The organism is Breoghania corrubedonensis (assembly GCF_003053845.1).
GTDB classification, from domain to species: domain Bacteria; phylum Pseudomonadota; class Alphaproteobacteria; order Rhizobiales; family Stappiaceae; genus Breoghania; species Breoghania corrubedonensis.
The window spans coordinates 38,475-65,086 of sequence record NZ_QAYG01000005.1; the positions used below are offsets into that span (position 1 = coordinate 38,475).

Annotated in this window: 23 protein-coding genes; 18 read left to right on the forward strand and 5 right to left on the reverse strand. The window is 64.3% G+C overall.

Annotated elements, in window-relative coordinates:
- Positions 1 to 23 precede the first annotated feature (23 nt).
- From C8N35_RS14055 to C8N35_RS14110, 12 genes are all read left to right on the forward strand, one after another.
- Entirely contained in the window at positions 24 to 2,456 is a 2,433-nt protein-coding gene (locus C8N35_RS14055; protein WP_107990346.1) for an SPOR domain-containing protein, read from the forward strand.
- Between the two features lie 122 nt (positions 2,457 to 2,578).
- A complete protein-coding gene (nagZ, locus tag C8N35_RS14060; protein WP_107990555.1) occupies positions 2,579 to 3,601 on the forward strand; it encodes a beta-N-acetylhexosaminidase in 1,023 nt (340 codons plus the stop codon).
- 139 nt (positions 3,602 to 3,740) lie between these two features.
- Entirely contained in the window at positions 3,741 to 4,616 is an 876-nt protein-coding gene (locus C8N35_RS14065) for a segregation and condensation protein A (RefSeq protein ID WP_107990347.1), read from the forward strand.
- The gene (scpB, locus tag C8N35_RS14070; protein WP_107990348.1) at positions 4,606 to 5,358 is read left to right on the forward strand and encodes an SMC-Scp complex subunit ScpB; all 753 of its coding nucleotides are present in this window, start codon (positions 4,606 to 4,608) and stop codon (positions 5,356 to 5,358) included. Before C8N35_RS14065 ends, scpB begins: the two co-directional genes overlap by 11 nt.
- Before the next feature lie 103 nt (positions 5,359 to 5,461).
- Positions 5,462 to 6,559, forward strand: a complete 1,098-nt coding sequence (locus C8N35_RS14075) for an ABC transporter ATP-binding protein (protein ID WP_245926803.1) — start codon at positions 5,462 to 5,464, stop codon at positions 6,557 to 6,559.
- A gap of 202 nt (positions 6,560 to 6,761) precedes the next feature.
- Positions 6,762 to 7,001 (forward strand): twin-arginine translocase TatA/TatE family subunit, encoded by a 240-nt coding sequence (locus tag C8N35_RS14080; RefSeq protein WP_107990349.1) that lies wholly within the window; start codon positions 6,762 to 6,764, stop codon positions 6,999 to 7,001.
- A 172-nt stretch (positions 7,002 to 7,173) separates the two neighbouring features.
- Positions 7,174 to 7,932 carry a Sec-independent protein translocase protein TatB gene (tatB, locus tag C8N35_RS24250; protein WP_210203532.1) on the forward strand — a complete coding sequence of 253 codons (759 nt, stop codon included), beginning with the start codon at positions 7,174 to 7,176 and terminating at the stop codon, positions 7,930 to 7,932.
- Positions 7,929 to 8,726 (forward strand): twin-arginine translocase subunit TatC, encoded by a 798-nt coding sequence (tatC, locus tag C8N35_RS14090; RefSeq protein ID WP_107990350.1) that lies wholly within the window; start codon positions 7,929 to 7,931, stop codon positions 8,724 to 8,726. Before tatB ends, tatC begins: the two co-directional genes overlap by 4 nt.
- 105 nt (positions 8,727 to 8,831) lie before the next feature.
- Positions 8,832 to 10,127, forward strand: a complete 1,296-nt coding sequence (serS, locus tag C8N35_RS14095; RefSeq protein WP_107990351.1) for a serine--tRNA ligase — start codon at positions 8,832 to 8,834, stop codon at positions 10,125 to 10,127.
- Between the two features lie 19 nt (positions 10,128 to 10,146).
- On the forward strand, positions 10,147 to 10,905 hold the full coding sequence (surE, locus tag C8N35_RS14100; protein WP_107990352.1) for a 5'/3'-nucleotidase SurE: 759 nt from the start codon (positions 10,147 to 10,149) through the stop codon (positions 10,903 to 10,905).
- 106 nt (positions 10,906 to 11,011) lie between these two features.
- Complete coding sequence (locus C8N35_RS14105) at positions 11,012 to 11,683, forward strand: protein-L-isoaspartate(D-aspartate) O-methyltransferase (protein WP_107990353.1); 672 nt, start codon at positions 11,012 to 11,014, stop codon at positions 11,681 to 11,683.
- A 161-nt stretch (positions 11,684 to 11,844) separates the two neighbouring features.
- On the forward strand, positions 11,845 to 13,239 hold the full coding sequence (locus C8N35_RS14110; RefSeq protein ID WP_107990354.1) for a M23 family metallopeptidase: 1,395 nt from the start codon (positions 11,845 to 11,847) through the stop codon (positions 13,237 to 13,239).
- A gap of 189 nt (positions 13,240 to 13,428) precedes the next feature.
- Here the strand turns inward: C8N35_RS14110 and C8N35_RS14115 are convergent, their stop codons facing one another.
- Entirely contained in the window at positions 13,429 to 14,310 is an 882-nt protein-coding gene (locus C8N35_RS14115; RefSeq protein ID WP_107990355.1) for an ATP-binding protein, read from the reverse strand.
- 331 nt (positions 14,311 to 14,641) lie between these two features.
- Between C8N35_RS14115 and yajC the strand changes: the two genes are divergently transcribed.
- The 5 genes from yajC (at position 14,642) to C8N35_RS14140 (ending at position 19,000) form a co-directional block, all read left to right on the forward strand.
- Positions 14,642 to 14,977, forward strand: coding sequence for a preprotein translocase subunit YajC (gene yajC, locus C8N35_RS14120; RefSeq protein WP_107990356.1), 336 nt, complete (start codon positions 14,642 to 14,644; stop codon positions 14,975 to 14,977).
- A gap of 57 nt (positions 14,978 to 15,034) precedes the next feature.
- Positions 15,035 to 16,651, forward strand: coding sequence for a protein translocase subunit SecD (gene secD, locus C8N35_RS24095; protein ID WP_107990557.1), 1,617 nt, complete (start codon positions 15,035 to 15,037; stop codon positions 16,649 to 16,651).
- Between the two features lie 21 nt (positions 16,652 to 16,672).
- The gene (gene secF, locus C8N35_RS24100; protein WP_107990357.1) at positions 16,673 to 17,617 is read left to right on the forward strand and encodes a protein translocase subunit SecF; all 945 of its coding nucleotides are present in this window, start codon (positions 16,673 to 16,675) and stop codon (positions 17,615 to 17,617) included.
- 11 nt (positions 17,618 to 17,628) lie between these two features.
- On the forward strand, positions 17,629 to 18,051 hold the full coding sequence (locus C8N35_RS14135; RefSeq protein WP_107990358.1) for an Mth938-like domain-containing protein: 423 nt from the start codon (positions 17,629 to 17,631) through the stop codon (positions 18,049 to 18,051).
- Positions 18,052 to 18,142: 91 nt separating this feature from the next.
- A complete protein-coding gene (locus C8N35_RS14140; protein ID WP_107990359.1) occupies positions 18,143 to 19,000 on the forward strand; it encodes a phytoene/squalene synthase family protein in 858 nt (285 codons plus the stop codon).
- 102 nt (positions 19,001 to 19,102) lie between these two features.
- On the opposite strand, the gene trmFO is transcribed toward C8N35_RS14140, so the two are convergent.
- Positions 19,103 to 20,506, reverse strand: coding sequence for a methylenetetrahydrofolate--tRNA-(uracil(54)-C(5))-methyltransferase (FADH(2)-oxidizing) TrmFO (gene trmFO / locus C8N35_RS14145; protein ID WP_107990558.1), 1,404 nt, complete (start codon positions 20,504 to 20,506; stop codon positions 19,103 to 19,105).
- Positions 20,507 to 20,788: 282 nt separating this feature from the next.
- On the opposite strand from trmFO, the gene C8N35_RS14150 reads away from it, so the two are divergent.
- Positions 20,789 to 21,430 carry a hypothetical protein gene (locus C8N35_RS14150; protein ID WP_245926792.1) on the forward strand — a complete coding sequence of 214 codons (642 nt, stop codon included), beginning with the start codon at positions 20,789 to 20,791 and terminating at the stop codon, positions 21,428 to 21,430.
- A 230-nt stretch (positions 21,431 to 21,660) separates the two neighbouring features.
- Here C8N35_RS14150 and C8N35_RS14155 read toward each other — a convergent pair whose 3' ends face one another.
- The 3 genes from C8N35_RS14155 to uvrA form a co-directional block, all read right to left on the reverse strand.
- Positions 21,661 to 21,810, reverse strand: a complete 150-nt coding sequence (locus C8N35_RS14155) for a DUF1127 domain-containing protein (RefSeq protein ID WP_107990560.1) — start codon at positions 21,808 to 21,810, stop codon at positions 21,661 to 21,663.
- A gap of 972 nt (positions 21,811 to 22,782) precedes the next feature.
- On the reverse strand, positions 22,783 to 22,932 hold the full coding sequence (locus C8N35_RS14160) for a DUF1127 domain-containing protein (RefSeq protein ID WP_107990360.1): 150 nt from the start codon (positions 22,930 to 22,932) through the stop codon (positions 22,783 to 22,785).
- Between the two features lie 557 nt (positions 22,933 to 23,489).
- Entirely contained in the window at positions 23,490 to 26,426 is a 2,937-nt protein-coding gene (gene uvrA / locus C8N35_RS14165) for an excinuclease ABC subunit UvrA (RefSeq protein WP_107990361.1), read from the reverse strand.
- Positions 26,427 to 26,612 lie beyond the last annotated feature (186 nt).

Sequence of the window (26,612 nt, forward strand, 5' to 3'; positions counted from 1 at the left end):
TAACGAAAGTCTAGCGCTCGTCCATGTCCGACAGAAAAACGCCCCCGTTCAACCGCGGCCAAGCGGAAGAGCAATACGCGGATCCGACCCAGGCCGACACTCGGCCTGCTCAGCAGACGGCTGCCCAGTCGCCCTACGCCGAGGATCCGCTTGTTGAACTCGCCCGCATCGTCAGCGAGTCCGCGCACACGGCGCCGGTGACCCCCGGATACGCCACCGGATACGAAGGCGCTCCGCAGCCGCGTCGCGACCCGGTTCCCGAGGCTCCAGCCGAGCCCCGGGACTACAGTCTTCCCGACGACTTCGGTTCGGATCTCGAAGCCGAGTTGATGGCAGAGCTGGCTCCGGTCTATGCGCCCGAGCCTCAGGCCCGGCCGCAACCCCAATTCGAGGCTCCTGGCCAACAGCAGCCGTCAGCGCCTCAGGTGGAGCCGCGGCGGGCGGAACCCGCGCGCGTCGTTCATCCGATGCCGCGCGCCACGCCGCATGTTCCCGCCGGAGATCCCTCGACCCATGCCATTCCGGCGTCGGAAGCGCGCCGTCTTGAGGCTCTGGCGCGCGAGCAGCGTGCGCCGGAACCGCGTGTCGAGCCGCCGGTGGACTACGGCCAATTCGAGGAACCCGCCTACCAGGGCGAACCGTTCTTCGATCCGCTCGCCTATTCGTCCCCGCAGCCCGACCCGGTCGATGATTCGGCCCGCTATGCCGATGCTGCGGCCGAAGCACTTGAAGCCGCCGTTCAGGAGGAACTGCGGCTTGCCGGTTATGCCGGCGATTTCAACGAGGGCTATGCCGAAGAGCCGGCCGCGCCCGAACCCGTTCGCCAGCAGTTCGTTCAGGACGAGCCGGTGCCCGAGGTGGTGAGGGCGGATGTTGCCGCGCCGCAGTCCTATGGCGCGGATTCGCCAGACGCCTTCTATAATCCGTCCCAGGCCGGTGCGTTGCGCGGCTCCTTCGATCAGGACTATGCGCCTTCCTACGCGCAGGAGATCTATCCGGAGCAGCCCGCGGTTTACGCGCAGCAGGAACCCGTCTTCCCGGACGTGCCGTCATCGTCTGAGCCCGAACCCGTCGCTCCCTCTCTCCGTGTTCCTTCGCCCGCCGCGCCCGAACTGGTCGCGCAGGTGGAGCCGCGCTTCGATGTCGATGACATGCAGTGGCCGGCGGCCGAGGGCTCGCTGGACATGCGTGCCGACGAGCGCGGCGCTGTGCCCGGTTATGACGAGCCGCGCTTTGACGACGGTCAGGGCTATGCCCGCCAGCCTCAGGACGACTTCGAGCTCGATGACATATTCGAGGCAGAAGAAACCGCAGCGCCTCAACGCGTGCCACAAGGCGTGCTGCCTGAACACCCCAAGGCCGAAAAGCGGGCTGCTCCGCGTGCCGAGCCGAAACGGCGTGGCATGATGGCTGCCGCCGCCGTTGGCGCCATCGTCGTTCTTGGCGGCGGTGCGTTTCTGGTGAGCGGTCTGTTCGGCAGTGACGGGCCCAGCGGCCCGCCGGTGCGCATAGCCGCTGAAGCCGGACCCTTCAAGGTCTTCCCCGAGGCGACGAAGGCATCCGCCGACCCCTCTCCGAGCAAGGCGATCTACGATCGTGTCGCCGGCGTTCAGTCGCGCGACGAGCAGCTGGTGCCGCGCGAGGAAGAGCCGGTTTCCGCGGTTCCCACCACCGATGGCAATGATCTTCGCACCGTTGGTGCCGACGGTATTGCCGCTGATACGCCGGCACGGCCCAAGCGCGTGCGCACAGTCGTCGTGCGTCCCGATGGCACGATCATCGCGGCGCCCGATCTGCCGGGAACCTCCGCTTCTGCGGACGATCCGCAGACGGCGCAAGCGCCGACCCTCGATGCGACGCCGCAGGCCGCCCCGGGTGCTGATGCCAATATCCGCACGATCAATGCAAGGCCGGTCGATTCCATGGCCGAGGCGACCGGTAATGGCGTCGTGGGGAACATGGCAGATGGCGAGGCCCGCGTGCCGACCACGCCGGAGCGGTCCGCCACGTCTGGCGATGCTGCCGGAGAGACTTTGATGCCGCGGCCCAAGCCCGAAGCGCCGGAAACCCGTGTGGCGGCCGCAACGCCTGTCAGCAACGCGCCGATCCAGCGTTCGGGTCCACTCGATCTGACCGGCGGCAATACCTCTCAGCCGGCCGCTGCCGCGCGTCCCGCCGCAAGCACCGGCTCCGCATCCGTTCCCTCGGGATCCTATGTGGTTCAGGTCTCCTCTCAGCGCACGCTTGAGCAAGCCCAGCAGGCCTATGCCTCGATGCAGCGGCAGTTTCCCTCCATCCTGGGGAACGTGCAGGCCGCTTATCCGAGTGTCGATCTTGGCGATCGCGGGACCTTCTACCGGGTGCGGATCGTGGCCGGCGGGCAGGCGGCGGCAAATGACCTTTGCACGCGTCTGAAGGATGCCGGCGGCGACTGCTTCGTGCGTCGCTCCGAATAGCGCAAGTGCAGACCTTGTCTCGTGGCGCGGGGCTCTTGCCTCGCGTCACACGACGTCTGCGACGTGGCGCCCGCCCTGACTTTTGAGCCGAATGCGGCATGGACGGGGCTCTCCAGGAACGGATGATGACCAAGGCTTTCATTACCGGTTGCGCGGATCTGCGCCTGAACGCCGACGAGGTCGCCTTTTTCGGGGCCGAAAGGCCCTGGGGGCTGATCCTGTTTCGCCGCAATGTCGCGGAGCCCGCCCAGGTGGCGGATTTGATCGCGTCGTTTCGTGATGCTGTCGGGCGTGCGGATGCGCCGGTTCTGATCGATCAGGAAGGCGGTCGGGTCCAACGGCTGAAGCCGCCGCACTGGCCCGACTATCCGCCGGGGCGCCATTATGGCCGGCTTTTTGCTGGCGATCCGGTTGCGGGCGAACGGGCCGCCTGGCTGGGCGCTCGGCTCATCGCACACGATCTGCATGAGCTTGGCATCGATGTCGACTGCCTGCCGGTCCTGGACGTGCCGGTCGCCGGCGGACACGCGGTGATCGGTGACAGGGCCTATGGCGAGGATGTCGAAACGGTGACGACACTTGCCTCTGCCGCAGCCGAGGGGCTGATGTGCGGTGGCGTTCTGCCAGTCGCCAAGCATGTTCCCGGCCATGGTCGGGCCGCTGCCGACAGCCATCTGGAACTCCCTCGCGTTCTGGCAACGGCGGAGGATCTCGAGGCATCCGATTTCGAGCCTTTCCGCCGTCTTGTGAGGCTGCCGCTGGCGATGACGGCGCATGTCGTCTACACCGCCTTTGACGCGGTGTGCCCGGCAACGACATCGCGCAAGGTCATCGAGACCGTCATCCGTGGCGTGATAGGATACGAGGGCTGCCTGATGAGCGACGATCTGTCGATGCGGGCGCTGACGGGCTCGCTGGGCGAGCGGACAGCGGCGGCCTTTGCCGCCGGGTGCGATCTGGCCTTGCATTGCAACGGCGATATGGCCGAGATGGTGGAGATCGCGGCCGCGACACCGCAACTTGCCGGAAAGGCCGCGTTGCGGGCGCAGGCCGCGCTCGATGCCCGGCGCGAGCCTGGCCCGCTGGACGAGATGGCCGCGCGCGAGGAATTCGATGCGTTGCTGGCCCCGGTGGGAGAGGTCTAGTGGATAGACCGAGACGGAAGGTTCCCTTCCGCCTCGATAAGTCTATCCATAGAGTCAATACCTTGAGCAGTTTCTTGTCGCTCGGGCGGAACCGCCTGAGCGGAAAGCGCTCCAAGGTGGGGACCCAAAGGGAATTGCCATGGCCGACGAGGAGCCTTTCGAGCTGCCCTTGCACGATGCCCCCGAACCGCAGGGGCCTGCACTCGTCGTCGATGTCGACGGCTACGAGGGGCCGCTCGATCTGCTGCTGACGCTGGCACGCAGCCAGAAGGTCGATCTCACCCGTATTTCCATTCTCGCACTTGCCGAGCAATATCTCACCTTCGTTCACGAGGCGCGAAAACTCAGGCTTGAGCTGGCGGCCGACTATCTGGTGATGGCGGCCTGGCTCGCCTATCTGAAATCGCGCCTGCTGCTGCCCGAGCAGAAGGACGACGACGAACCCACCGGCGAGGAATTGGCGGCAGCGCTCGCGTTCCGCCTGCGCCGTCTGGAGGCCATGCGTGAGGTCGCCGCGCGGCTGATGAACCGCAACAGGCTCGGTCGCGATGTCTTTCCCCGCGGCGCGCCGGAAACGGTCGCCGTGGTGCGTCGCAGCGAATGGGGCGCCACCATCTACGACCTGCTGATGGCCTACGCCTCGCAGCGTCAGCGCAATTCCGTCACCTCGGTGTCGGTGGGAAAGCGCAGCGTCTGGTCCCTGGCCGATGCCCGCACCATTCTGACCCGGCTCGTTGGCGCCGCCGCCGACTGGGCGCCGATCGACAGCTATCTCGCGACCTACATGGCAAGGCCCGAGGAGCGCGTGAGCGTGCTGGCCAGCGCCTTTTCCGCAAGTCTGGAACTGGTGCGCGAAGGTAAGGTGGAGCTGCGTCAGTCCAATCCTTTCGCTCCGCTCTACATCCGCTGGCGCCCGGGCGCGACGGCAAACGAGACGGCGGCACCGCAAGCGGACGAAGCGGCGCAGGAGGAGGGCGGTCGCGCTCCATTCACGGAAGAAGACGATGAGCGATAACGAAGATCACGACGGCGACGCGCCGGAACAGGCACGGGCAGGCAACGTGACGAGCCTTCCTTCGGCCACGCACCGCTACGAGTTGAGGATGCTTGAAGCCTTGTTGTTCGCCAGCGCCGAGCCGCTGGGCGATGACGAACTCGCCGCCCGCCTGCCGGAGCGCGTCGATATTCCCGCGCTTCTTTCGGAATTGCAGCAGGCCTATGCGGGGCGAGGCGTCAATCTGGTGCATGTGGCGGGCAAGTGGGCCTTCCGCACGGCCGACGATCTTGCCTTCCTTTTGCGCCGGGAAGCGACCGAGCAGAAGAAACTCTCGCGTGCGGCGCTGGAAACGCTCGCCATCATCGCCTATCACCAGCCTGTGACACGCGCGGAGATCGAGGAGGTGAGGGGCGTCTCCACCTCCAAGGGAACGATCGACGTTTTGCTGGAGACGGGCTGGATCCGCATGCGCGGACGCCGCCGCACCCCTGGCAGACCGGTCACCTACGGCACGACCGAGGCCTTTCTGGATCATTTCGCTCTGGACGAGGTGCGTGATCTGCCCGGACTTGAGGAATTGCGCGGCGCGGGACTTCTCGACAGCGCCGTGCCGATCGATTTTCTGGTGCCTTCGCCCGATGACAGCGATGAGCTGAAGGAAGACGAGGATCCGCTGGAAACCGGCGACATGTTTGCCGATCTGGAAGAGGAAGACCGCTCCGGCGGTGCGGGGGACGAGGAAGATACTTCTGAGCGCTGAGAACAAGAATATCGTCGCAACGCACGGCGATGCGGGAAAGGGCGCGCAATCGCGTGCGGGACGCGCGGATCGTTGGGGGGAGTGGGGAACCGCGGGCGCCGCGATCGCCGCGCGCCTGTCCTTCGAGGCGATCTCGCATGCCTATGAGGGTGTGGCCTCCGTGCGCGACGTGTCGCTGACGGTCGAACCGGGCGAGGTGCTGTGTCTGCTCGGGCATTCGGGCTGCGGCAAGACGACTCTTCTGCGCATAGCCGCCGGTGTGGAGCGTCAACGCGCGGGCCGAGTGGTGATCAACGACCGCGAGATCGCCGGGCCCGATGCCTTTCTGCCGCCGGAGAAACGCGGAATCGGCCTGATGTTTCAGGACTACGCGCTCTTCCCGCATCTCTCCATTCTCGACAACGTGCGCTTCGGGCTGACCGCGCTGCCGCCGGCGGAGGCCGAACGGGAGGCGTTGCACGCGCTCGAACGGGTGGGCCTCAAGAACTATGCGCGTGACTATCCGCATGCGCTTTCGGGCGGCGAACAGCAGCGCGTGGCACTGGCGCGCGCCATCGCGCCCCGTCCTTCCGTGCTGCTGATGGACGAACCGTTCTCCGGCCTCGACAGGCGCATGCGCGACAGCGTTCGCGACGAAACCATGGCCGTTTTGCGCGAAACGCGCGCGACCTGCATCGTCGTTACCCATGATCCTGAAGAAGCCCTGCGCATGGGCGACCGCATCGCCCTGATGCGCGCCGGCCGGTTGATCCAGCTGGGAACGGCGGATGCCCTCTACAATCATCCCGCTGATATCTTCGCCGCGCGCTTTTTCTCCGAACTTAACGAACTGGAAGGCACGGTCGTCGGCGGCGCCTTGGAAACGGTTCTCGGCCGTTTTCCGGCCCCCGAACTGGATGACGGCACCTCCGCGATCGCCTGCCTGCGGCCGCATGCGGTGCGGGTCACCTTGTGGGAAGGCCCCGGCGAAGGTGTTGCGGGGCGTATCGTCAATCGCCATTTCCTTGGCGAGGTCGACCAGCTCGATATCGCCGTGGACGGTCTGTCGCGCCCGCTCAAGGCGCGGGTGCGGACCGGTCAGGGATTTCGGTCGGGGCTTGATGTCGCATTGGCGGTCGAGGCACGGGATATTCTGGTCTTCGCCAGCGACAGCGGTAGGCCCGCACCGCAGAGCGCAACTCGTCCTGACGAAACCGCCTGAGCGGAAGGAACCCGCTCGGGATCAACGCGGGCCGGGTGATATGCGGACAATCCGGACACAATGCATGCCGAAGGCCGCATTGAAGCCGTGTCGGACATGGAAATCGGTTGCGGTCTTTCGCTTGACGCCTTAAGTGCTGTCAGAGCACAGGCGGTCCTCGTTCGGGGGAAAGTGTGATCGCCGTACCAGCGGGAGTTGTGAGATGGGTTTGAGTATCTGGCAGATTCTGATCATCGCCGTGGTGGCGATCCTCTTGTTCGGTCGGGGCAGGATTTCCGATCTGATGGGGGACGTGGCGAAGGGAATCAAGAGCTTCAAGAAGGGCATGGCGGAAGACGACGAAGAAGACGAGGCGAAGCCTGCCAACAAAACCATCGACCATCAGGCTTCGGACACTGTCTCGCCCAAGCAGACCGAGGATCAGACCAAGACCACGGGCTGACCTGCGCGTCTTGATGCGATGGCGGGCGGACCGGTCCGCCGTCACGTGCCGCCCGCAATGACCCGGAAGGCGCGGGCCCAGGCTTGGGCATGCGTCTCGGATCTCCCGGAGCCGGAGGTCCTTGCGGGGTTGCGTCCCTATTGTGATCGGATTCCGGCAGGAATGATCGTCTATGTTCGATATCGGCTGGACTGAGCTTCTGGTTGTCGCCTGTATTGCGATCATCGTGGTGGGTCCGAAGGACCTGCCACGCATGTTGCGCACCTTCGGCCAGATGGTCGGCAAGCTCCGCCGCATGGCGAACGAATTCCAGTCCACCTTCAACGACGCGCTGCGCGAGGCCGAGAAGCAGGCTGACATCGACGAGATGCGCAAGCAGGTGGAGGAAGTGGGCAATTTCGATCCGCTCGGGGACATCAAGAAATCCATCGAACCGATAAAGAAGGCGGGCGACGACCTGGCGAAGGACGTCAACAAGCGCATCGATACGGGCGAAGCGCCTCAAAAGGTCGAGGACAAGCCTGTGGAGCCCGCTGTACCGGCTGAAAAGTCCGGCGATGTCGCGGTCGCCTCGAAAGCGCCGGTTGCGGAAACGCCTGTCTCCGAAGATGCTCCCGCCAAGCCGACCTCGGCCACGGGGGCAAAGACCAAGGCCACGCGCGCCAAGGCATCCGCTACCTCCAAGGCACCCACTACCTCCAAGGCGTCCGCGACGAAAAAGCCGGATTCCCGGTCCACGACCACGAAATCCGCCTCGTCAACAAAGGCGGCGACGGCGAAATCCGGAGCGGCGAAGCCCGCGGCCGCCAAATCGACGAAGTCCGCCACGGCAAAGAAGACAGCGGGAACCGCCAAGGCGAAAACGACAGCGGCCAAGGCCGCGACACCGGCCGTTGGCGGTGACAAGTCTGATGCCGGGAGCACGTCATGAACGAGGCAGATATCGACGAGGTCGAGGCATCCAAGGCCCCGCTGATCGAACACCTGATCGAGCTGCGTTCGCGGCTGATCAAGTCGGTCATCGCGATCCTGATCGCCTTCTTCATCTGCATCTATTTCGCGTCCGACATCTTCAACATCCTGATCCGTCCCTACGAGTGGGCGGCGGGGCCGCAGCACCCGCTTGAGCTGATCTACACTGCGCCGCAGGAATATTTCTTCACGCAGCTGAAGCTTGCGCTCTTCGGAGCGCTGTTCCTGGCGTTTCCTGTGATCGCGACGCAGGTCTACATGTTTGTCGCGCCCGGCCTCTACAAGAACGAGCGCGGTGCCTTCCTGCCGTATCTCTTCGCCACGCCCATTCTTTTCGCCATCGGCGCCTGCCTGGTCTATTTTCTGGTCATGCCCATGGCGATGACCTTCTTCCTGTCGATGGAGCAGGCCGGCACGGCGACCCAGGCGGCGATCAAGCACCTGCCCAAGGTCAGCGAATATCTCGGCCTCATCATGGTTCTGATCTTCGCTTTCGGCCTTGTGTTCCAGCTTCCCGTTGTCCTGACGCTGCTGGCGCGCGTCGGTCTCATCAGCTCGCAGACGCTGAAGGAAAAGCGCAAGTGGGCGGTGGTGATCACCTTCATCATGGCCGCGGTGCTGACCCCGCCGGATCCGATCAGCCAGATCGGCCTTGCGATCCCGACCCTGCTCCTCTACGAGTTCTCCATTCTCGCCGTGAAGTTCGTCGAACGCCGGCGCGAGGAGGCCAGGGCAGAACGCGACGCGGACTGACGGGTTCGTCTCTGCGGTTTCGCCTTGCCCTGGGCCCCGCGCATCAAGCGCTCTGGCAGGATTTGCCGGCCCATCCTCAACCGGAACTGACCCCGGAAAAGACCAATGCTCGATATCAAGTGGATCCGCGCCAATCCGGAAGCGCTCGACCGTGCGCTTCAGACCCGGGGCGCCGAGCCCGCCGCCGCCCGTCTGATCGGCCTCGACGACGCCCGCCGCACCCATGTTACCCGCCTGCAGGAAGCCCAGGAGCGCCGCAACGCCGCCTCCAAGGAGATCGGCAAGGCCAAGGCCTCCGGCGACGAGGTGAAGGCCAAGGCGCTCATCGACGAGATCGCCGAGATCAAGACCTTCGTGCAATCGGGCGAAGAAGAAGCGCGCCGGCTCGATGAGGCGCTGGAAAGCGCGCTCGCGGTCATCCCGAACGTGCCGCTGGACGATGTGCCGGTCGGGGCGGATGAGAACGACAACGTGGTCCACCACGTCCACGGCGAAAAGCCCGGCTTCGACTTCGAGCCGAAGGAGCATTTCGAGATCGCCGGGCTCGTCGACGAATTCGATTTCGAACGCGCTGCGAAGCTCTCCGGCGCACGTTTCGCCGTCCTGCGCGGCGAACTGGCGGCCCTTGAGCGGGCGCTTGGCCAGTTCATGATCAACCTGCACACCCGGGAGAACGGCTACGAGGAAGTCTCCCCGCCGCTTCTGGTGCGCGATGATCCGCTCTACGGAACGGCCCAGTTGCCGAAGTTTGAAGAAGACCTGTTCAAGACCACGGAAGGGCGCTGGCTGATCCCCACCGCCGAGGTGCCACTCACCAATCTGGTGCGTGAGGAAATCCTCGACGAGGGTGCGCTGCCGATGCGGGTGACCGCGCTGACCTACTGCTTCCGCTCCGAAGCCGGGGCGGCCGGGCGCGACATGCGCGGCATCCTGCGCCAGCACCAGTTCCAGAAGTGCGAGCTGGTCTCGATCACGAAGCCCGATGAATCGATCGCCGAGCACGAGCGCATGCTCGCCTGCGCCGAGGAGGTGCTGAAGCGGCTGGGCCTGCACTATCGCGTGGTCACGCTGTGCACCGGCGACATGGGCTTCGGTGCACGCAAGACCTACGATATCGAGGTCTGGCTGCCGGGGCAGAACGCCTATCGCGAAATCTCGTCCTGTTCGGTCTGCGGCGACTTCCAGGCCCGGCGCATGAATGCCCGCTTCCGGCCGGCAAACGAGAAGGGCGTGCAGTTCGTCCACACGCTCAACGGCTCGGGCCTTGCCGTTGGCCGGGCTCTGATCGCGGTTGTCGAGAATTACCAGAACGCCGATGGCTCCGTGACCATTCCGGACGTCCTGCGTCCGCTGATGGGCGGCGTCGAGGTGATCGGGAAGAAATCAAGCGCCACGACGTGAACGGTTCGGGAAAGAGATAATGCGAATTCTGGTCACCAATGATGACGGTATCCATGCGCCCGGCCTGAAGGTGGCCGAGAGCATCGCCCGCACGCTGACCGACGAGGTCTGGGTCGTGGCACCGGAGAGCGACCAGAGCGGCGTCGCGCATTCACTTTCGCTCAACGACCCTCTGCGCCTGCGCTCTCTCGGTTTCAACCGCTACGCCGTGCGCGGCACGCCCACCGATTGCGTCATCATGGGCGTCAAGCACATCATGAAAGAAGCGCCGGACCTGGTGATCTCGGGTGTCAACCGTGGTCAGAACCTGGCCGATGACGTGACCTATTCCGGTACCGTGGCCGGCGCCATGGAAGGCACGCTGCTGGGGATCCGCTCGGTTGCGCTCTCCCAGGCCTACGGTATCCAGAACAAGGACAAGCCGCCGTTCGAGACGGCCGAGCACCACGCGCCGGAGCTTTTGCGCCGGCTGCTGGAGCGGCCGCAGCCGGTCGGCAAGTTCTACAATATCAATTTTCCCGATTGCGCGCCCGAGGCGGTGGTCGGCATAGAGGTCGCGGTGCAGGGACGGCGCAACGCCGAGCAGCTCTATGTCGACGAACGTGCCGACGGGCGCGGCAATCCGTATTTCTGGATCGGTTTCCGCCGCATGCGTTCCGAACCGGAGCCGGGAACGGACCTGCACGCCATCTATGCGGGCAAGATTTCCGTGACGCCGCTGGGGCTGGATCTCACCGACCACGCAAGTTTGAGCGATCTGGGCGATTTTCTTGCATAATGGCGCCGTGACGCCGATGCCCGTACGGTGATTCTACGGGGCCGGCGCACGTTTGAAGAGTGGGACCGGCAGCCGCCACGGCCGCCGGCGAAGACAGGCGCCCGCCATGAGCGATGCCGACGACGAAGCCCCGGTGCGCGGCGCGAACGAGCGCGAAGCCTGTCTCGGGCTGATCCTCGACCTGCGCTCGCGCGGCATACGCGATACCCGGCTTCTTGGTGCCATCGAGCGTGTTCCGCGCCGGCTGTTCCTCTCGGCCCGCCAACACATGCTCGCCTATGTCGATACGCAATTGCCCATCGAGTGTGGCCAGACCACGCCGGCGCCCTCCGCCATGGCGCGGATGATCACCGCGCTGGAGCTGAAGCCCGAACATCGGGTTCTGCATATCGGTACGGGATCTGGCTATCAGGCGGCGATCCTCGGTCAGATGGTGGCGCAGGTGGTCACTCTGGAGCGCTACCGCACGCTCGTGGAACTCGCCCGCCAGCGCCTCGTCACCTTGAAACTCGCCAATGTGGAGGTCCGCCATGCGGACGGGCTTGCCGGACTCAAAGGCGAGGAGGAACCGTTTGACCGGATCCTTCTTTCCGGAGCCGTGTCGAGCCTGCCGGGCCCCTTGATGGACAATCTGGCCGAAGGGGGGCTGCTCGTCGCGCCCGTGGGGCTCGTGGGCGAAGAGCAACGGCTTATCCGGTTTTCCCGCGACGGCAAGCAGGCGGATCTCGGGCCCTTGCGGCTCGTGCCCCTTGCGGAAGGTCTGGCCACGCGGTTGTGATCAAAATCCGGTTCCATGCCGGATGCTGAAATTCCGCGCTATGCTTGAGCAATCCTCTTTGCGCTGTGCCGAATTGGGGCGCCCTTAAGTCTTTGTCAACGTTACCGCGCTTAACTCTACTCAACGCGATGTTTCGCCAGAGTTCCTGATCGAGTTGAGCCATGTCCGCAAAGCGATTGCAGTTGACCTCCAGTTTGCTGACCAGAGTAGCCGCCGTTGCGCTTCTTTCCGGTCTTGCGGCCGGCTGCAGCGGGTCCGTGTCCCGCTTCGGTGATCCGATCTATACCGGCGGCACCGCGAATCAGCGCGATATTCTCGGTGGCTCTCCCCAGCAGCCCTCCTATGACGATATCGCCGGCAATGGTCCCGTCAGCCCCGCTTCGCAGAAGCGGCGGCCGATGGTAGCCTCGGTCGCCCTGCCGCCGCTGAGCCAGGGCCGCCAGAACAGCCAGAACAAGCCCCTCTATACCGCCTCCATTCCCAAGGGCGAGCCAGTGGCCCAGCCCGCGCAGCCGCCCATGCCCGCGCCGATCGCCTCCAACGCGCAGACGCGCCAGGGCCGTACCTATGGTGGCTGGACCTCGGCCGGCGGCACGGTCGTGACGCTTGAGCCCGGTGAGACCGTGAGTTCGGCCGCCCGCCGCTATGGCGTGCCGACAGAGGCGATCGTGGCGGTCAACGGCATCAACGATCCGAACGAGGTTCGCGCCGGATCGCAGATCGTCATTCCGACATATGTCTACAACGGGCACAAGGTCATCCGTCCGCAACCGCAGACGCAGACCGCCTCGACAAGGTCAACGACCGCACGCACCGAAACGGTCCGCGTCGCTTCCAGCGCCGATGTCGTTCCGAGCTCCAAGCCGCGCCGGGCGAGCCATGTGGCTTCAACCGCGCCGGCGCGTCCTGAACGCGAGCCTCACTCCGTTTCCGGGCCGCGTTCAGCCTCGCAACAGCATGTCGCATCCGTTTCGACGGATGCGCGCCCGCCGCGCAAGCCCGCCGTCGCGTCGAGTTCCACTCCTCGCGTAGCCGTTGCAACGAGCGAACCCGTCTCTCGGCCCAAGGTCGTCGGCGAAGCCGAGGTGAAGCGCGAGACCGCGCCTGAGCAGCCGATCACCACCGCCTCGATCCAGCGCGACGAGACGCCGGCCCAGGTCGCCGATGACGGCACCAACCGCTTCCGCTGGCCCGTTCGCGGTCGCATCATTTCAAGCTTCGGCTCCAAGCCGGGCGGCACCCGCAACGACGGCATCAATCTCGCTGTGCCCGAAGGCACGGCGGTGCGCGCGGTCGAAAGCGGCACGGTCATCTATGCCGGCAACGAGCTCAAGGGCTATGGCAACCTCGTCCTGATCCGCCACGACGATGGCTGGGTCTCCGCCTATGCCCACAATTCCGAGCTGGACGTTCGTCGTGGCGACACGGTGCGGCGCGGCGAGGTCGTCGCCAAGGCCGGCTCCACCGGTACGGTGAACCAGCCCCAGCTCCACTTCGAGCTGCGCCGCGGCAACAAGCCGGTCGATCCGATGCAGTTCCTGCCGAAGTCTTCCTGACGGGCAGGTATTTTCCTCGAAAATGCGAAAGGCTCCCCTCACAGCTGTGAGAGGAGCCTTTTCCGTTTGGGGCTTCTGCGCTTTTAGAAGATGAGGAATGGACAGGAAACGGGTCGGCATTTCAGTCTGCCCGTGCCCGTGCCCGTGCCGGTCCTCGTGCCCGGGTCCGGCCCGTTCGGTTCACCCGCTTCAGTCCAGCGCAATGCCCAATCGTCCGGCGAGATCCTGGATATATTGCCAGGCGACGCGGCCTGAACGTGCGCCGCGCGTCGTCGCCCATTCGATCGCCTCGGCGCGCATCGTGTCCTGGTCGATGGTCAGGCCGTAATGGTCGACATAGCCCTGAACCATTTCCAGGTAGTCGTCCTGGCTGCATTTGTGAAATCCGATCCACAGGCCGAAGCGATCCGAAAGCGACACCTTCTCTTCCACCGCCTCGCCGGGATTGATGGCGGTGGCGCGTTCATTTTCCATCATGTCGCGCGGCAGCAGGTGGCGCCGGTTGGAGGTCGCATAGAAAAGGACATTCGCCGGGCGTCCCTCGATGCCGCCTTCAAGCACAGCCTTCAGCGACTTGTAGGAGGCGTCGTCGCCGTCGAAGGAGAGATCGTCGCAAAAGATGATGAAGCGGTGCGGGGCAGGGCGCAGAAGGCTCATCAGCGCCGGCAGGGTCTCGATATCCTCACGGTGGATCTCGATAAGCTTCAGCGCCGCTTTTCCTTCGGCCGCGAGTTCAGTGTTCACATGGGCATGGGCGGCCTTGACCAGCGACGACTTGCCCATGCCGCGCGCGCCCCAAAGAAGCGCGTTGTTGGCCGGCAGCCCGCGTGCGAAGCGCTCGGTATTGGTGACCAGCGTCTCGCGCATGCGGGTGACGGCCTGAAGCAGTGTCATGGCGACGCGATTGACGTGCGTCACCGATTCGAGCCGGCGTTCCGCCGCCACCCAGATGAAGGCGTCCGCGGCCTCGAAATCGGGCGGCGCCGCCTGCGCCGGCACGACCCGCGCGATCAGCTCGATCAGCTGGTCGAGCTTGTCGCCGATGCGTGCGATTTCCGAATTGTCTGCCATGGCCTGAACGCGAGCCTCCTGTCGTGTGCCGCCGATTTTCGGGCGATTGCGCGCCCTTGTTCCAGCCTCGCGGTAGATGGGCGGATCGGCCTTTGCGCTCTATCATGGCGGGGCAGGCGGCAAAAGGCCGCCGGGGCTGAATGCGGTACGCCTTGGGCGCCTTGTTCGCGCCGCACCGGGTGATGCCGGCTTCGCTTGCAAAGCTGCCGTTGGCCGTTATAGTCCGCCGCGACTTGCGTTCCCCCGGCCGGCTGACCATCTCGATTGCCGCCACCAGCATGCGCCCGCGGCGCCGGCAGGGGCTTGAAGACAAACATCTAAGGAGAGGCCCATGTTCGTGACCCCGGCATATGCCCAGACCGGTGCGGCCGCCGGCGGCAGCGAGTTGCTGCTGAATATCCTGCCGTTCATTCTGATCTTCGCGATCATGTACTTCCTGATCATCCGGCCGCAGCGCCAGCGGATGAAACAGCATCAGGAGATGGTCAGCTCCCTGCGTCGCGGCGATACGGTCGTGACCACCGGCGGCATCGTCGGCAAGGTGGTGAAGGTTCTCGACGAGACGGAAGCCCAGATCGAGATCGCCGAAGGCGTCAAGGTCAAGGTGGTCCGCTCCATGATTCAGGACGTCCGCTCCAAGGGCGAGCCCGTCAAGGAAAACGGATAACCTTTCGACACGCACCGCCGTCCGGTCCGCCGGACGGTACAGCACGGGCGCCCCATGATGCTTTATTTCGCACGCTGGAAAGTCGTTTCGATCCTGCTGGTGGTTTTCGCCGGCTTCATCTTCACGATTCCGAACTTTTTTACCCGCGACGAGGTTGCGTCGTGGCCGGATTGGGTCCCTGGGCGACAGCTTGTCCTCGGTCTCGATCTGCAGGGCGGTGCCTATCTGCTGTATGAAGTCGACCGCGGATCATACGAGGAGAAGCGCCTTCAGGCGCTTGTCGGTGATATCCGCACGTCGCTGCGCCAGAGCGAGCCGCGCATCGGATACACCGGTCTTGGCGTGAAGAACGACAAGACCGTCCAGTTCCGCCTGCGTGACACCGGCCGCATCGACGAGGCGCGCGCGCGGCTCAAGGATCTGGTCAATCCGCTTGATGCCAGCCTTTTCGCCGGCACCCAGATCAACGAATTTTCTTTCACGATAGCCGATGACGGGCTGGTCCGGTTCTCCTTCACCGATGAGGGGCTCGCCCAGCGCATCCGCTCGGTTGTCGATCAGTCGATCGAGGTGATCCGTCGCCGCGTCGACCAACTCGGCACCACCGAGCCGTCGATCCAGCGCCAGGGCGAGGATCGCATCCTCGTCGAAGCGCCGGGTCTCGACGATCCGGAACGGCTGAAGACACTGATCGGCCAGACCGCCCAGATGACCTTCCATCTGGTCGACAGCAACGCCAATGTCCAGCAGGCGATCCAGACGCGCCCGCCGGCCGGCGACCTGCTGGTCTATTCGACCGACGATCCCCCGGTGCCCTATCTCATCGACGAGACCCCGCTCTTGACGGGTGAGGACCTTCAGGATTCCCAGGCGACCTTCGACCAGCGCTCCAACCAGCCGGTCGTGACGTTCCGCTTCAACACCTCGGGCGCGCGCAAGTTCGCCAAGGTGACCCAGCAGAATGTCGGACGTCCGTTCGCCATCGTCCTCGATAACGAAGTGATCTCGGCGCCGGTCATCCGCGAGCCCATCCTCGGCGGCTCCGGGCAGATCTCCGGCAACTTCACGGTTCAAAGCGCGAACGATCTCGCCATCCTGCTGCGCGCGGGCGCTCTGCCGGCCAAGCTTACCATCGTCGAAGAGCGTACCGTCGGCCCGGGCCTTGGCGCCGACAGTATCGAAGCGGGCAAGATCGCTTCGCTCGTTGGCATCGTCGCGGTCGCCGTTTTCATGATCCTCGCCTACGGCCTGTTCGGCATCATCGCCGACATCGCGTTGTTCGTGAACATGGTCCTGATCTTCGGCGCGCTTTCGTTCCTTGGCGCAACGCTGACGTTGCCCGGTATCGCGGGTATCGTGCTCACCGTCGGCATGGCGGTGGATGCGAACGTGCTGATCTATGAACGCGTTCGCGAGGAGGTCCGCAACGGACGATCTGCCGTCTCGGCACTGGATGCGGGCTTCTCGCGTGCGTTGGGCACCATTCTGGATGCCAACATCACCACGCTGATCGCCGCCGTGATCCTGTTCTATCTCGGCTCCGGCCCGATCCGCGGATTCGCGGTGACGCTTGCCATCGGTATTGTCACCACCGTGTTCTCGGCCTTCACCTTCACCCGGTTCCTGGTTTCGATGTGGCTGCGCAATCGCCGCCCGTCGAAGCTGCCGATCTGAGCGAGCCGGAAGGGGAAAGACATGCGCTTACTGAGGATTGTCCCGGAGAACACACACTTCGGGTTCATGAAGAACCGGTTCATCAGCTTCACGCTGTCCGGCACGCTCGCCGTTCTGTCCATCGTGATGTTCTTCTCGCTGGGCCTGAATTACGGCATCGATTTCGAAGGCGGAACCGTCGTCGAGATCGCCACGAAGAACGGGCCCGCCAATATCGGCGATATCCGCTCCGAACTGCGCGATCTCAACCTGGGCGACGTTCAGGTGCAGGAATTCGGCGCGCCGAATGATGTGCTGATCCGTATCGAACGTCAGCAGGGCGGCGAGCAGGCCCAGCAGAAGGCCATAGGGCTTATCCGCGACACGTTCGGCGACACGGTCGACTTTCGCCGTGTCGAGGTCGTCGGGCCGCGTGTGTCCGGTGAGCTCGCTCAGGCGGGAACCCTCGCGGTCGTCGTGTCGCTGTTTGCGGTGCTGGTCTACATCTGGTTCCGCTTCGAATGGCAGTTCGCCGTTGGCGCGATCATAGCCACGGTGCATGATGTCATTCTGACGATCGGAATGTTCGCGGTGCTGCATCTGGACTTCTCGCTGTCCAGTATCGCCGCGATCCTGACCATCGTCGGCTATTCGCTCAACGATACGGTCGTGGTCTATGACCGGATCCGCGAGGATATGCGCAAGTACAAGAAGATGCCGCTGTTGGATCTGCTCGACCGGGCCATCAACCAGACCCTGTCGCGCACGACGATGACATCCTTCACCACGTTGCTCGCGCTGCTGTCGCTCTACACATTCGGCGGCGAGGTCATCCGCTCGTTCACCTTCGCGATGATCTGGGGCGTTCTGGTGGGTACCTATTCGTCGATCTTCGTGGCCGCGCCGGTGCTCAATTTCCTGAACCTGCGCCGTGGTCCCGACGCCTCCGGAGGCACGGCGGAAAAGGAGCAGGCGGAAACGGCCTGAGATCGATCACGATGTCGCAACGTCCCAAGGGCTTCTGGCCGGGGCAGGCGAAGGGCCTCGTCATTCGCGAGGCCCATTTCCCCGGCCGCGCGCCGATCGATGCATATGGCGACGGCGGGTTCCGCTTCGCCGACATGTCCCATCGTGGTTCCTTGATCGTGCTTCCAAGCGGGATACACGGCTGGGATGTGATCTCTGCGGAGGATTTCGGTCCCGACGTTTTCGCGCCCGTCTTCGAGCAGGCCAAGGATATCGAGATCCTGCTGATTGGTTGTGGTCCGCAATTGGTGCGTCTTGATGAGAGGCTGCGTCAGCGTTTCCGTGATGTCGGCATCATGGCCGACGTCATGTCCACGGGAGCTGCGGTGCGCACGCTCAACGTGCTGCTTGCCGAGAACAGGGCCGTTGCCGCGGCCCTGATTGCCGTTGAATGAGACGGGTGACTGCGGCCGCAGCGCCGAAAATTTCTTTCGTGCGACAAGAGTGCGGTGGCGAGATGGCCGCGCGCCCCTATCTTTGTCAGCAATGACCGAAGCACCAACCTATTGCCAGGACCTGGTCCGCGAACGCGACAGGGACCGGTATCTCGCCACGCTGTTCGCGCCTGCGGACAAGCGTCAGGACGTCTTTGCGCTCTATGCCTTCAATACCGAGGTTGCCGGCATCCGCGACAAGGTCTCGGACGCGCTGCCGGGCGAGGTTCGGCTGCAATGGTGGCGCGATGTCCTCTCCGGCCAGGGGCATGGCGATGTGATCGCCCATCCGGTCGCGGCCCCTCTGCTACGGGCGATTGAAGCGCACGACCTGCCGCGAGATCCGTTTTTCAACCTGCTCGAGGCGCGAATCTTCGATCTTTATGAAGACCCGATGCCCACGCTCGCCGATCTTGAAGGCTATGCTGGCGAGACCGCGTCGGTGCCGATCCAACTCGCCTCGATGATCCTGTCCGGCAATCCCGCCCACGCGGTGTGCGATGCCTCCGGCCATGGCGGCGTTGCTTATGCGCTGACCGGCCTTCTGCGGGCCCTGCCGTGGCATGCGAGACGGCGTCAACTCTATCTGCCCGGCGATCTGCTAGACAGTTTCAACGTCGATCGCGAGGCTATCTTCAGCGGCGAGACGACCCCGGAACTCAAATCCTGCCTGGCGGAGATGCGCGCCATCATACGCGGGCACCTCGGCGAGACCCGCCTGCACATCAAGGGTCTCGGACAGGGATGCGGCCCGGCGCTGCTGCCGGTTGCGCTGGTTGATGGCTATCTCGCCCGCATGGAGCGACCCGACTACGATCCGCTGAACGACGTGATCGAGATCCCCCAGTGGCGCCGCCAGTGGACCCTGTGGCGCGCCAGCCGCCAGGCGACGAAGTCGAAAGCCTGCTGAGGCGCAAGGACCGCCGGGCGCATGGCGGGAGGACCGCAGGCCCGTCTCAAAGAATGGGCCTCAGGCGCTCTCGCGATGCGTGCTCACGTGCGGTGCGCCGCGCTACTCCGCCGCCGCCTTTTCGGTACCGGCAAGCCACGCGTCGAAATCGGCCATGGCACGGGCTGTCAACGCGCGCTTCTTGGCCTTTGCCTTGTCCGGGCCCTTGAGGCGCTCGCCGTCTTCGCTTTTCTTGGAAAACTCCACCGGCGGGAACAGGCCGAAATTGACGTTCATCGGTTGAAACGAACGCTTGCCCGGCTCCTCGTCTTCCAGATGGCCGACGGTGATGTGGTTGAGCAGCGCGCCCATGGCCGTGGTGACCGGAGGCGGTGCGATCTCGCGGCCGAGCCTGTGCGCGGCGGCAAAGCGCCCCGCCATGCAGCCGACGGAGGCGGATTCCACATAGCCCTCGCAACCGGTGATCTGACCGGCGAAGCGCAGCCGAGGTTCAGCCTTGAGGCGAAGGAATCCGTCCAGCAGTTTTGGCGAATTGAGGAAGGTGTTGCGGTGTAATCCGCCAAGCCGCGCGAACTGGGCGTTCTCCAGCCCCGGGATCATGCGGAATATGTCGGTTTGAACGCCGTATTTCAGCTTCGTCTGGAAGCCGACCATGTTGTAGAGCGTGCCAAGCGCATTGTCCTGACGAAGCTGGACGACGGCATAGGCCTTCTCGTCCGGCTTGTGGGAATTGGTCAGCCCCATCGGCTTCATCGGCCCGTGGCGCAGTGTCTCGCGGCCACGTTCCGCCATTACCTCGATGGGCAGGCAGCCGTCGAAATAGGGCGTCTTTTCCCATTCCTTGAACTCGGTCTTCTCGCCCGCGATCAGTGCGTCGACAAAGGCCTCGTACTCATCCCGGTTCATCGGGCAGTTGATGTAGTCGGCCCCCGTGCCGCCGGGGCCCACCTTGTCGTAACGCGACTGGAACCAGGCCTTGTCCATGTCGATGCTGTCGAAATGCACGATCGGCGCGATCGCGTCGAAGAAGGCCAGCGCGTCCTCGTCGGTGATAGAGACGACGGCGGCGCTCAGCGCGGGCGAGGTCAGCGGCCCGGTGGCGATGATCACGCTGTCCCAATCGGCCGGCGGCAAGCCGTCGATTTCTTCGCGCACGATGGTGACGAGCGGATGCTCCTCCAGGGTCCTGGTGACAGCGGCGGAAAATCCGTGCCGGTCGACCGCGAGCGCGCCGCCGGCGGGTACCTGATTGGCATCGCCCGCCGACATGATCAGCGAGCCTGCCCGCCGCAGCTCCGCATGCAGCAACCCGACCGCGTTGAGTTCCGCATCATCGGAGCGGAACGAGTTGGAGCATACGAGTTCGGCAAGCTCCTCGCTAACATGCGCCTCAGTGGCGCGGTGGGGGCGCATCTCGTGCACCACCACGGGAACACCGGCCTGAGCGATCTGCCACGTGGCCTCAGAACCGGCGAGGCCGCCGCCGATGACATGAATCGGGTTCATGGGATTTCGTCCCGTTCTCTTGTAAAACCGGTTGCAGGCACGCGCGGCGTTCCGCTCGAGGCGGTTCGGCGGCACGGCCTCCGACGAAGCATCTTCCCGCATTTTCTGCGTTCGCGCTGGTTCGTGCCGGGTTTGCCGATACGGCGGTCAGCGCATGCTTCTCTTCGCGCTGCTGATAGCCCGTCAGCTTGGCACGCGCAACGTTTCTGCGTAAGTCTGACGCATCAGGGCCGGCCACCACGGCCCGAGATTCGGCGAAAGTTCCGGCCAGAGGAATTTCCGATGCGGCATTACAAGTTGCGCGCTCGCGAGGCGCTCCTGCTTATCGCCCTGGGCGCGGCCGGATCGGGCCTGGCCGGTTGCGCCGGCCAGGCGGCGAATTCGCCTGCAAGCTGGTATGGGCAGCACAAACTTGCCGCCCCCCATCGCGACAAGGTCGTCATATGCCACGGTTTCGGCTGCGCCTTGCGCACCACGGTGCCGTTTTCCGCCAGGGATCTTGCCAAGCTCAAGGGGATTCTCGCCAAAGGTGCCAAGTCGCCGGCGGCCGAGCGCGAGGCGATTGCGCGTGCCGTGCAATGGCAGGAACGGCGCGTCGCCCCGGCTGTAGGCTCCGCGAACGACAAGGGCGGGTTCACATTCGATTCCGGCGTGACCGGGCAGATGGATTGCATCGACGAGGCCACGAACACCACAAGCCTGCTTATCGTCGCCGAGCGGCACGGGATGCTGAAACATCATTTCGTCCGCAGCCCTGTCGCCCGGGGGTTCTTCCTGGACGGGCGCTATCCGCATGCTACCGCCGTCGTCGCGGAAAAGAAGGGCGGGCGAACCTACGCAATCGACTCGTGGACGCATGACAACGGGGAACGCCCCGACGTCATGACGCTGAACAGATGGTTTGCCGAAAATCCGGGCGGCTAAAGCATATTCCGACCGGATAGAATTGATCCGGGCGACAAGAATATGCTCCAGCAAGCGCTCTAGCAGCCACGCATCCGTTTCCGCAGCCGACAGGAACGCCAGGTAAGAAAAAAGAAAACGCCCACCGGGGAGGTTACCGGCGGGCGTTTTTTTCGAGCGGGGAGGAAGGGAACGTCGATCCCGCTCCGTGCCTTGAAAGTGGGAGGAACTTCCTAGGCGCTATCAGCAACTTAGTGGACCGAACGACGGGCGACGTACTCGATGTCGCCACGGCCGATGCCCAGATCGTGCAGTTCGTGGTCGGACAGACGCGACAGCTCCGAGACGGTGCGTTGGTAGTTTTTCCAGGACCGGTACTTGCGAGCGAAGGTATTGAACATGGTCATCTCCATTGGGGCTTCAGACCGGGGCTGCCCGCTTCTTGGGGCGTGGGGCGGAGCCGCGGTAAACTCTATGACCAGTATCTAGGCGATTGAACGATTCAGAGGCAGCTGGTTGACTGCATAGCAGCCCTGCAAGAGGTGAAGACCGGGATTAACGACTGATTACCGGGCGCAGTGGCGCGAAAATGGGCACGCCGCGCGCACGTCTTCCTTTTGGGCAGTTTTGGAGAAAAAGCAAAAAAAACGCCTGCCGGTGGGAGGAGGTACCGGCAGGCGTTTCTTTACCGTGGGGCCTGGGAGGAGGTAGCCCCTGCGGAACGTCCATGAAGCCTGGGAGGAGGTAGCTTCAGGGACGCAAACTTTGCGAATTCCGTACCAGATCCGACTTAGCGACTGGTCTGCGACCATTTTTCGCGCATTGCTCGGCCTGGTAAAAACGCCCGCCGGTGGGAGGAGGTACCGGCGGGCGCTTTTTCTCCGTGGGGCCTGGGAGGAGGTAGCCCCTGCGGAACATCCCTGAAGCCTGGGAGGAGGTAGCTTCAGAGACGCAAACTCTCAATTCCCGTCCCCGGTTCCCTTCCGGAGGTCTCGTCCTGCCGCGTTGGATCTGACGATCCCGCCTTGCGCATTCCGAGGCTGGGAAAAAGCGCTCGCCGGTGGGAGGAGGTACCGGCGAGCGCCTTTTTTCCTTGGGGCCTGGGAGGAGGTGGCCCCGTCGGAACGTCCATGAAGCCTGGGAGGAGGTAGCTTCAGGGACGCAAACCTGTCTTCTCCGCTTTTCCGATGTCGCCCCGGATCGATTGATCCGTCCTGGCGCCTTTCGGCGTGTCGGTAAAACGCCCGCCGGTGGGAGGAGGTACCGGCGGGCGCTTTTTCTCCGTGGGGCCTGGGAGGAGGTAGCCCCTGCGGAACGTCCATGAAGCCTGGGAGGAGGTAGCTTCAGGGACGCAAACCCTATGTCGCGATCTTTTAGCGGGAGGCGCGGCGAGCGATGAACTCGATGTCCGTGCGGCCGATCCCAAGATCGTGCAGTTCTCGGTTGGACAGCTTCGACAGTTCGTCGTAGGTGTCGCGATATTTCCGCCAGCTGCGGAAGCGGTGCGTGATCGTGTCGAGCATTTTTGCGCCTCCAGGTCCAGCTCGCTTTGCGTGACCGCTTTGTTGCGGTGCAGCGCGTCGTTGATGATCTCTACCTAAGACAATCACGATTGTGCCGCGAGGGGGGTGCTCGCATAGCAGCTCTGCACTCAGTGCAAAGCGCGAAGGTAACGTAGCGAAAACAAGCGAATCCCAGTCCCCTGCGCGGATTCGCGCACCCCCGTTTCGGCTGAGTCCGGTTCCCGACAGGGAAAGTACGGATACGGAATAGGAGTGCGGGAAAATGGTGCGATGCAAAAAAGTTATCGACCGATCAGGATACGGAAACGCCGATTCCGTCTCCACGAGGCGAGCCGCGCGGTCTGTTGGCAAAGGTTTCCCGGATTCGGAGCCCGAAAACGCCCGGGCCCCGACGCACGGGCGAGCGTTCGCGCGCGCTGGAACGCGGGCAGCAAGGACGCCCGAAAGCCCTGACGCCTGGGGCGCGCCGATCAGGGCCATTGCGCCGCTTCTCGCGGTCCCGGTGCTTCTATCGCAAGGGCAGCACCAAGGAGGACCCGCGAGGCGAGGTGCCCGGTCTACTCCGCCGCTTCGCGCTTCTTCTTTGGACGGCGGCCGAGGAGTTCCTTCAGGAATCGGCCCGTATAGCTCTCCTCGACTTTGACGAGGTCCTCCGGCCGGCCCTGGCCGACGATCATGCCGCCGCCGTCGCCGCCTTCCGGGCCCAGGTCGATCAGCCAGTCGGCGGTCTTGATGACCTCCAGATTGTGCTCGATCACCACCACGGTGTTGCCCTGGTCGACCAGCGAATGCAGCACCTCCAGCAGCTTGGCCACGTCGTGGAAATGCAGGCCCGTGGTCGGCTCGTCGAGGATGTAGAGCGTGCGGCCCGTCGCCCGCTTCGACAGTTCCTTGGCTAGCTTGACGCGCTGCGCCTCGCCGCCCGAAAGCGTTGTCGCCTGCTGGCCGACCTTGATGTAATCGAGGCCGACCTCGCTGAGCGTCGTCAGCTTGTCGCGCACCGAAGGCACGGCGGAGAAGAACTCCGCGCCTTCCTCCACCGTCATGTCGAGCACGTCGGCGATCGACTTGCCCTTGAACTGCACCTCTAGCGTCTCGCGGTTGTAGCGCTTGCCCTTGCATACGTCGCAGGTGACATAGACGTCGGGCAGGAAGTGCATCTCGATCTTGATGACGCCGTCGCCCTGGCAGGCCTCGCAGCGCCCGCCCTTGACGTTGAACGAGAAGCGCCCAGGCGCATAGCCGCGCGCCTTCGCCTCGGGGAGCCCCGCGAACCATTCGCGGATCGGTGTGAATGCGCCCGTATAGGTTGCCGGATTGGAGCGCGGCGTACGGCCGATCGGCGACTGGTCGATATCGATGACCTTGTCGAGATATTCCAGACCTTCCAGCCGCTCGTGCGGAGCTGGGTTCTCGCGCGCGCCGTTCAGCCTGCGCGCTACCGCCTTGTAGATGGTATCGAGCAACAGCGTCGATTTTCCGCCGCCCGAAACGCCGGTGATGCAGGTGAAGGTGCCGAGCGGTATCTCCGCGCTGACGTTCTTCAGGTTGTTGCCGGTGGCGCCCACCACCTTGAGGCGGCGCGTCTTGGATATCTTGCGCCGTTCGGCTGGTAGCGGCACTTCCAGGTCACCGGTCAGATAGCGCCCTGTCAGAGAATTGGGATTCTCCATGATGTCCTTGGGCGTGCCGGCTGCGATGATCCGCCCGCCATGGACGCCCGCGCCGGGGCCGACATCGATGACATGATCGGCGGTCAGGATCGCATCCTCGTCATGTTCCACCACGATCACTGTGTTGCCAAGGTCGCGAAGCCGCTTCAACGTGTCGAGCAGGCGGGCATTGTCGCGCTGATGCAGGCCGATGGAGGGCTCGTCCAGCACGTAGAGCACGCCGGTGAGGCCCGAGCCGATCTGCGAGGCGAGGCGGATGCGCTGGCTCTCGCCGCCCGAAAGCGTGCCGGAATTGCGCGACAGCGTCAGGTAGTCGAGGCCCACGTCGTTCAGGAAATTAAGCCGCTCTCGGATCTCCTTGAGAATGCGTGGGGCGATTTCGTTCTGCTTGGTGTTGAGCTGCTCCGGCAGCGTCTCGAACCAGTCCGCCGCCTTGCGGATTGAAAGCTGCGTCACCTCGCCGATATGCCTGCCGCCGATCTTGACCGCCAGCGCCTCCGGCTTCAGCCGGTAGCCGTTGCAGACCTCGCAGGGGCTGTCGGATTGGTAGCGTGACAGTTCCTCGCGCACCCAGTTGGAATCGGTCTCGCGCCAGCGCCGCTCGATGTTGCGCACCACGCCCTCGAAGGACTTCTTGCGCTCGTAGCTGCGCGCGCCGTCATCGTAGGTGAAGGTGATTTCCTCATCGCCCGAGCCGTAGAGGATCACGTCGCGCACCTTTTGTGGCAGTTCATCCCACGGATCGTTCATCGAAACCTTGAAGTGCCGGCAGATCGCTTCCAGCGTCTGCGCGTAATAGGGCGAGGATGTGCCGGTCTTCGCCCATGGCATGACGGCGCCGCCGCGCAGTGTCAGCGATCCGTCCGGCACCACCAGAGCCCCCTCGAAGGAGAGCATGGTGCCGAGACCGTCGCAGGACGGGCACGCGCCGAAAGGGTTGTTGAAGGAAAACAGCCGCGGCTCGATTTCAGGAATCGTGAAGCCGGAGACCGGACAGGCGAACTTCTCCGAAAAGACCATTCGCTCGTGCGTCTCGTTCCGGTTCTGCAGCACCGCGCCCGCCTCGGCCGGCTCCTTCGGCCGGTCGGCGAATTCGGCGATGGCGATGCCGTCGGCGAGGGCAAGCGCGGTCTCCAGACTGTCGGCCAGGCGATTGGCGATGTCGGGCCGCACGACGAGCCGGTCGACCACCACGTCGATATCGTGCTTGAGCTTCTTGTCGAGTGCCGGCGCCTCGGCGATCTCGGTGAACTCGCCGTCGATCTTGACCCGCTGGAAGCCCTTTTTCATCAGCTCGGCCAGTTCCTTGCGGTATTCGCCCTTGCGCCCGCGCACGATGGGGGCGAGCAGGTAGAGCCGGGTTCCCTCCTCCAGCTCCAGCACCCGGTCCACCATCTGGCTGACCGTCTGGCTTTCGATCGGAAGGCCCGTCGCCGGCGAGTAGGGTACGCCCACGCGGGCGAACAGCAGGCGCATGTAGTCATAGATCTCGGTAACGGTTCCCACCGTCGAGCGCGGATTGCGCGACGTCGTCTTCTGTTCGATGGAGATGGCCGGCGACAGCCCGTCGATCTGGTCGACGTCAGGCTTCTGCATCATTTCCAGGAACTGGCGCGCATAGGCCGAAAGGCTTTCCACATAGCGCCGCTGCCCCTCCGCATAGACCGTGTCGAAGGCCAGCGAGGATTTGCCGGAACCTGAAAGGCCCGTCATCACCACCAGTTCGTCGCGCGGAATGTCGACGTCCACATTCTTCAGATTGTGTTCGCGCGCGCCGCGAATGGAGATGAACCGGGTGGCCTCGGATCTGTGGTCCGGCATGAAGAAGTCCTTCCGCCCGGCAGGCCAGCCCTGTCGGGAAAATAGCGTGTCTGTGGTTTGCCGGCCCGCCCGGCGCTTGTGCCGTCCTCGGGTCGCATTTGAATAGGGCGCAGCAATGCCCGCTTCGCCCCGTCGCATCAAGTGGGAGATTTCCCGGCGGTTTCAACGCCGATGCCGGAGCATTCT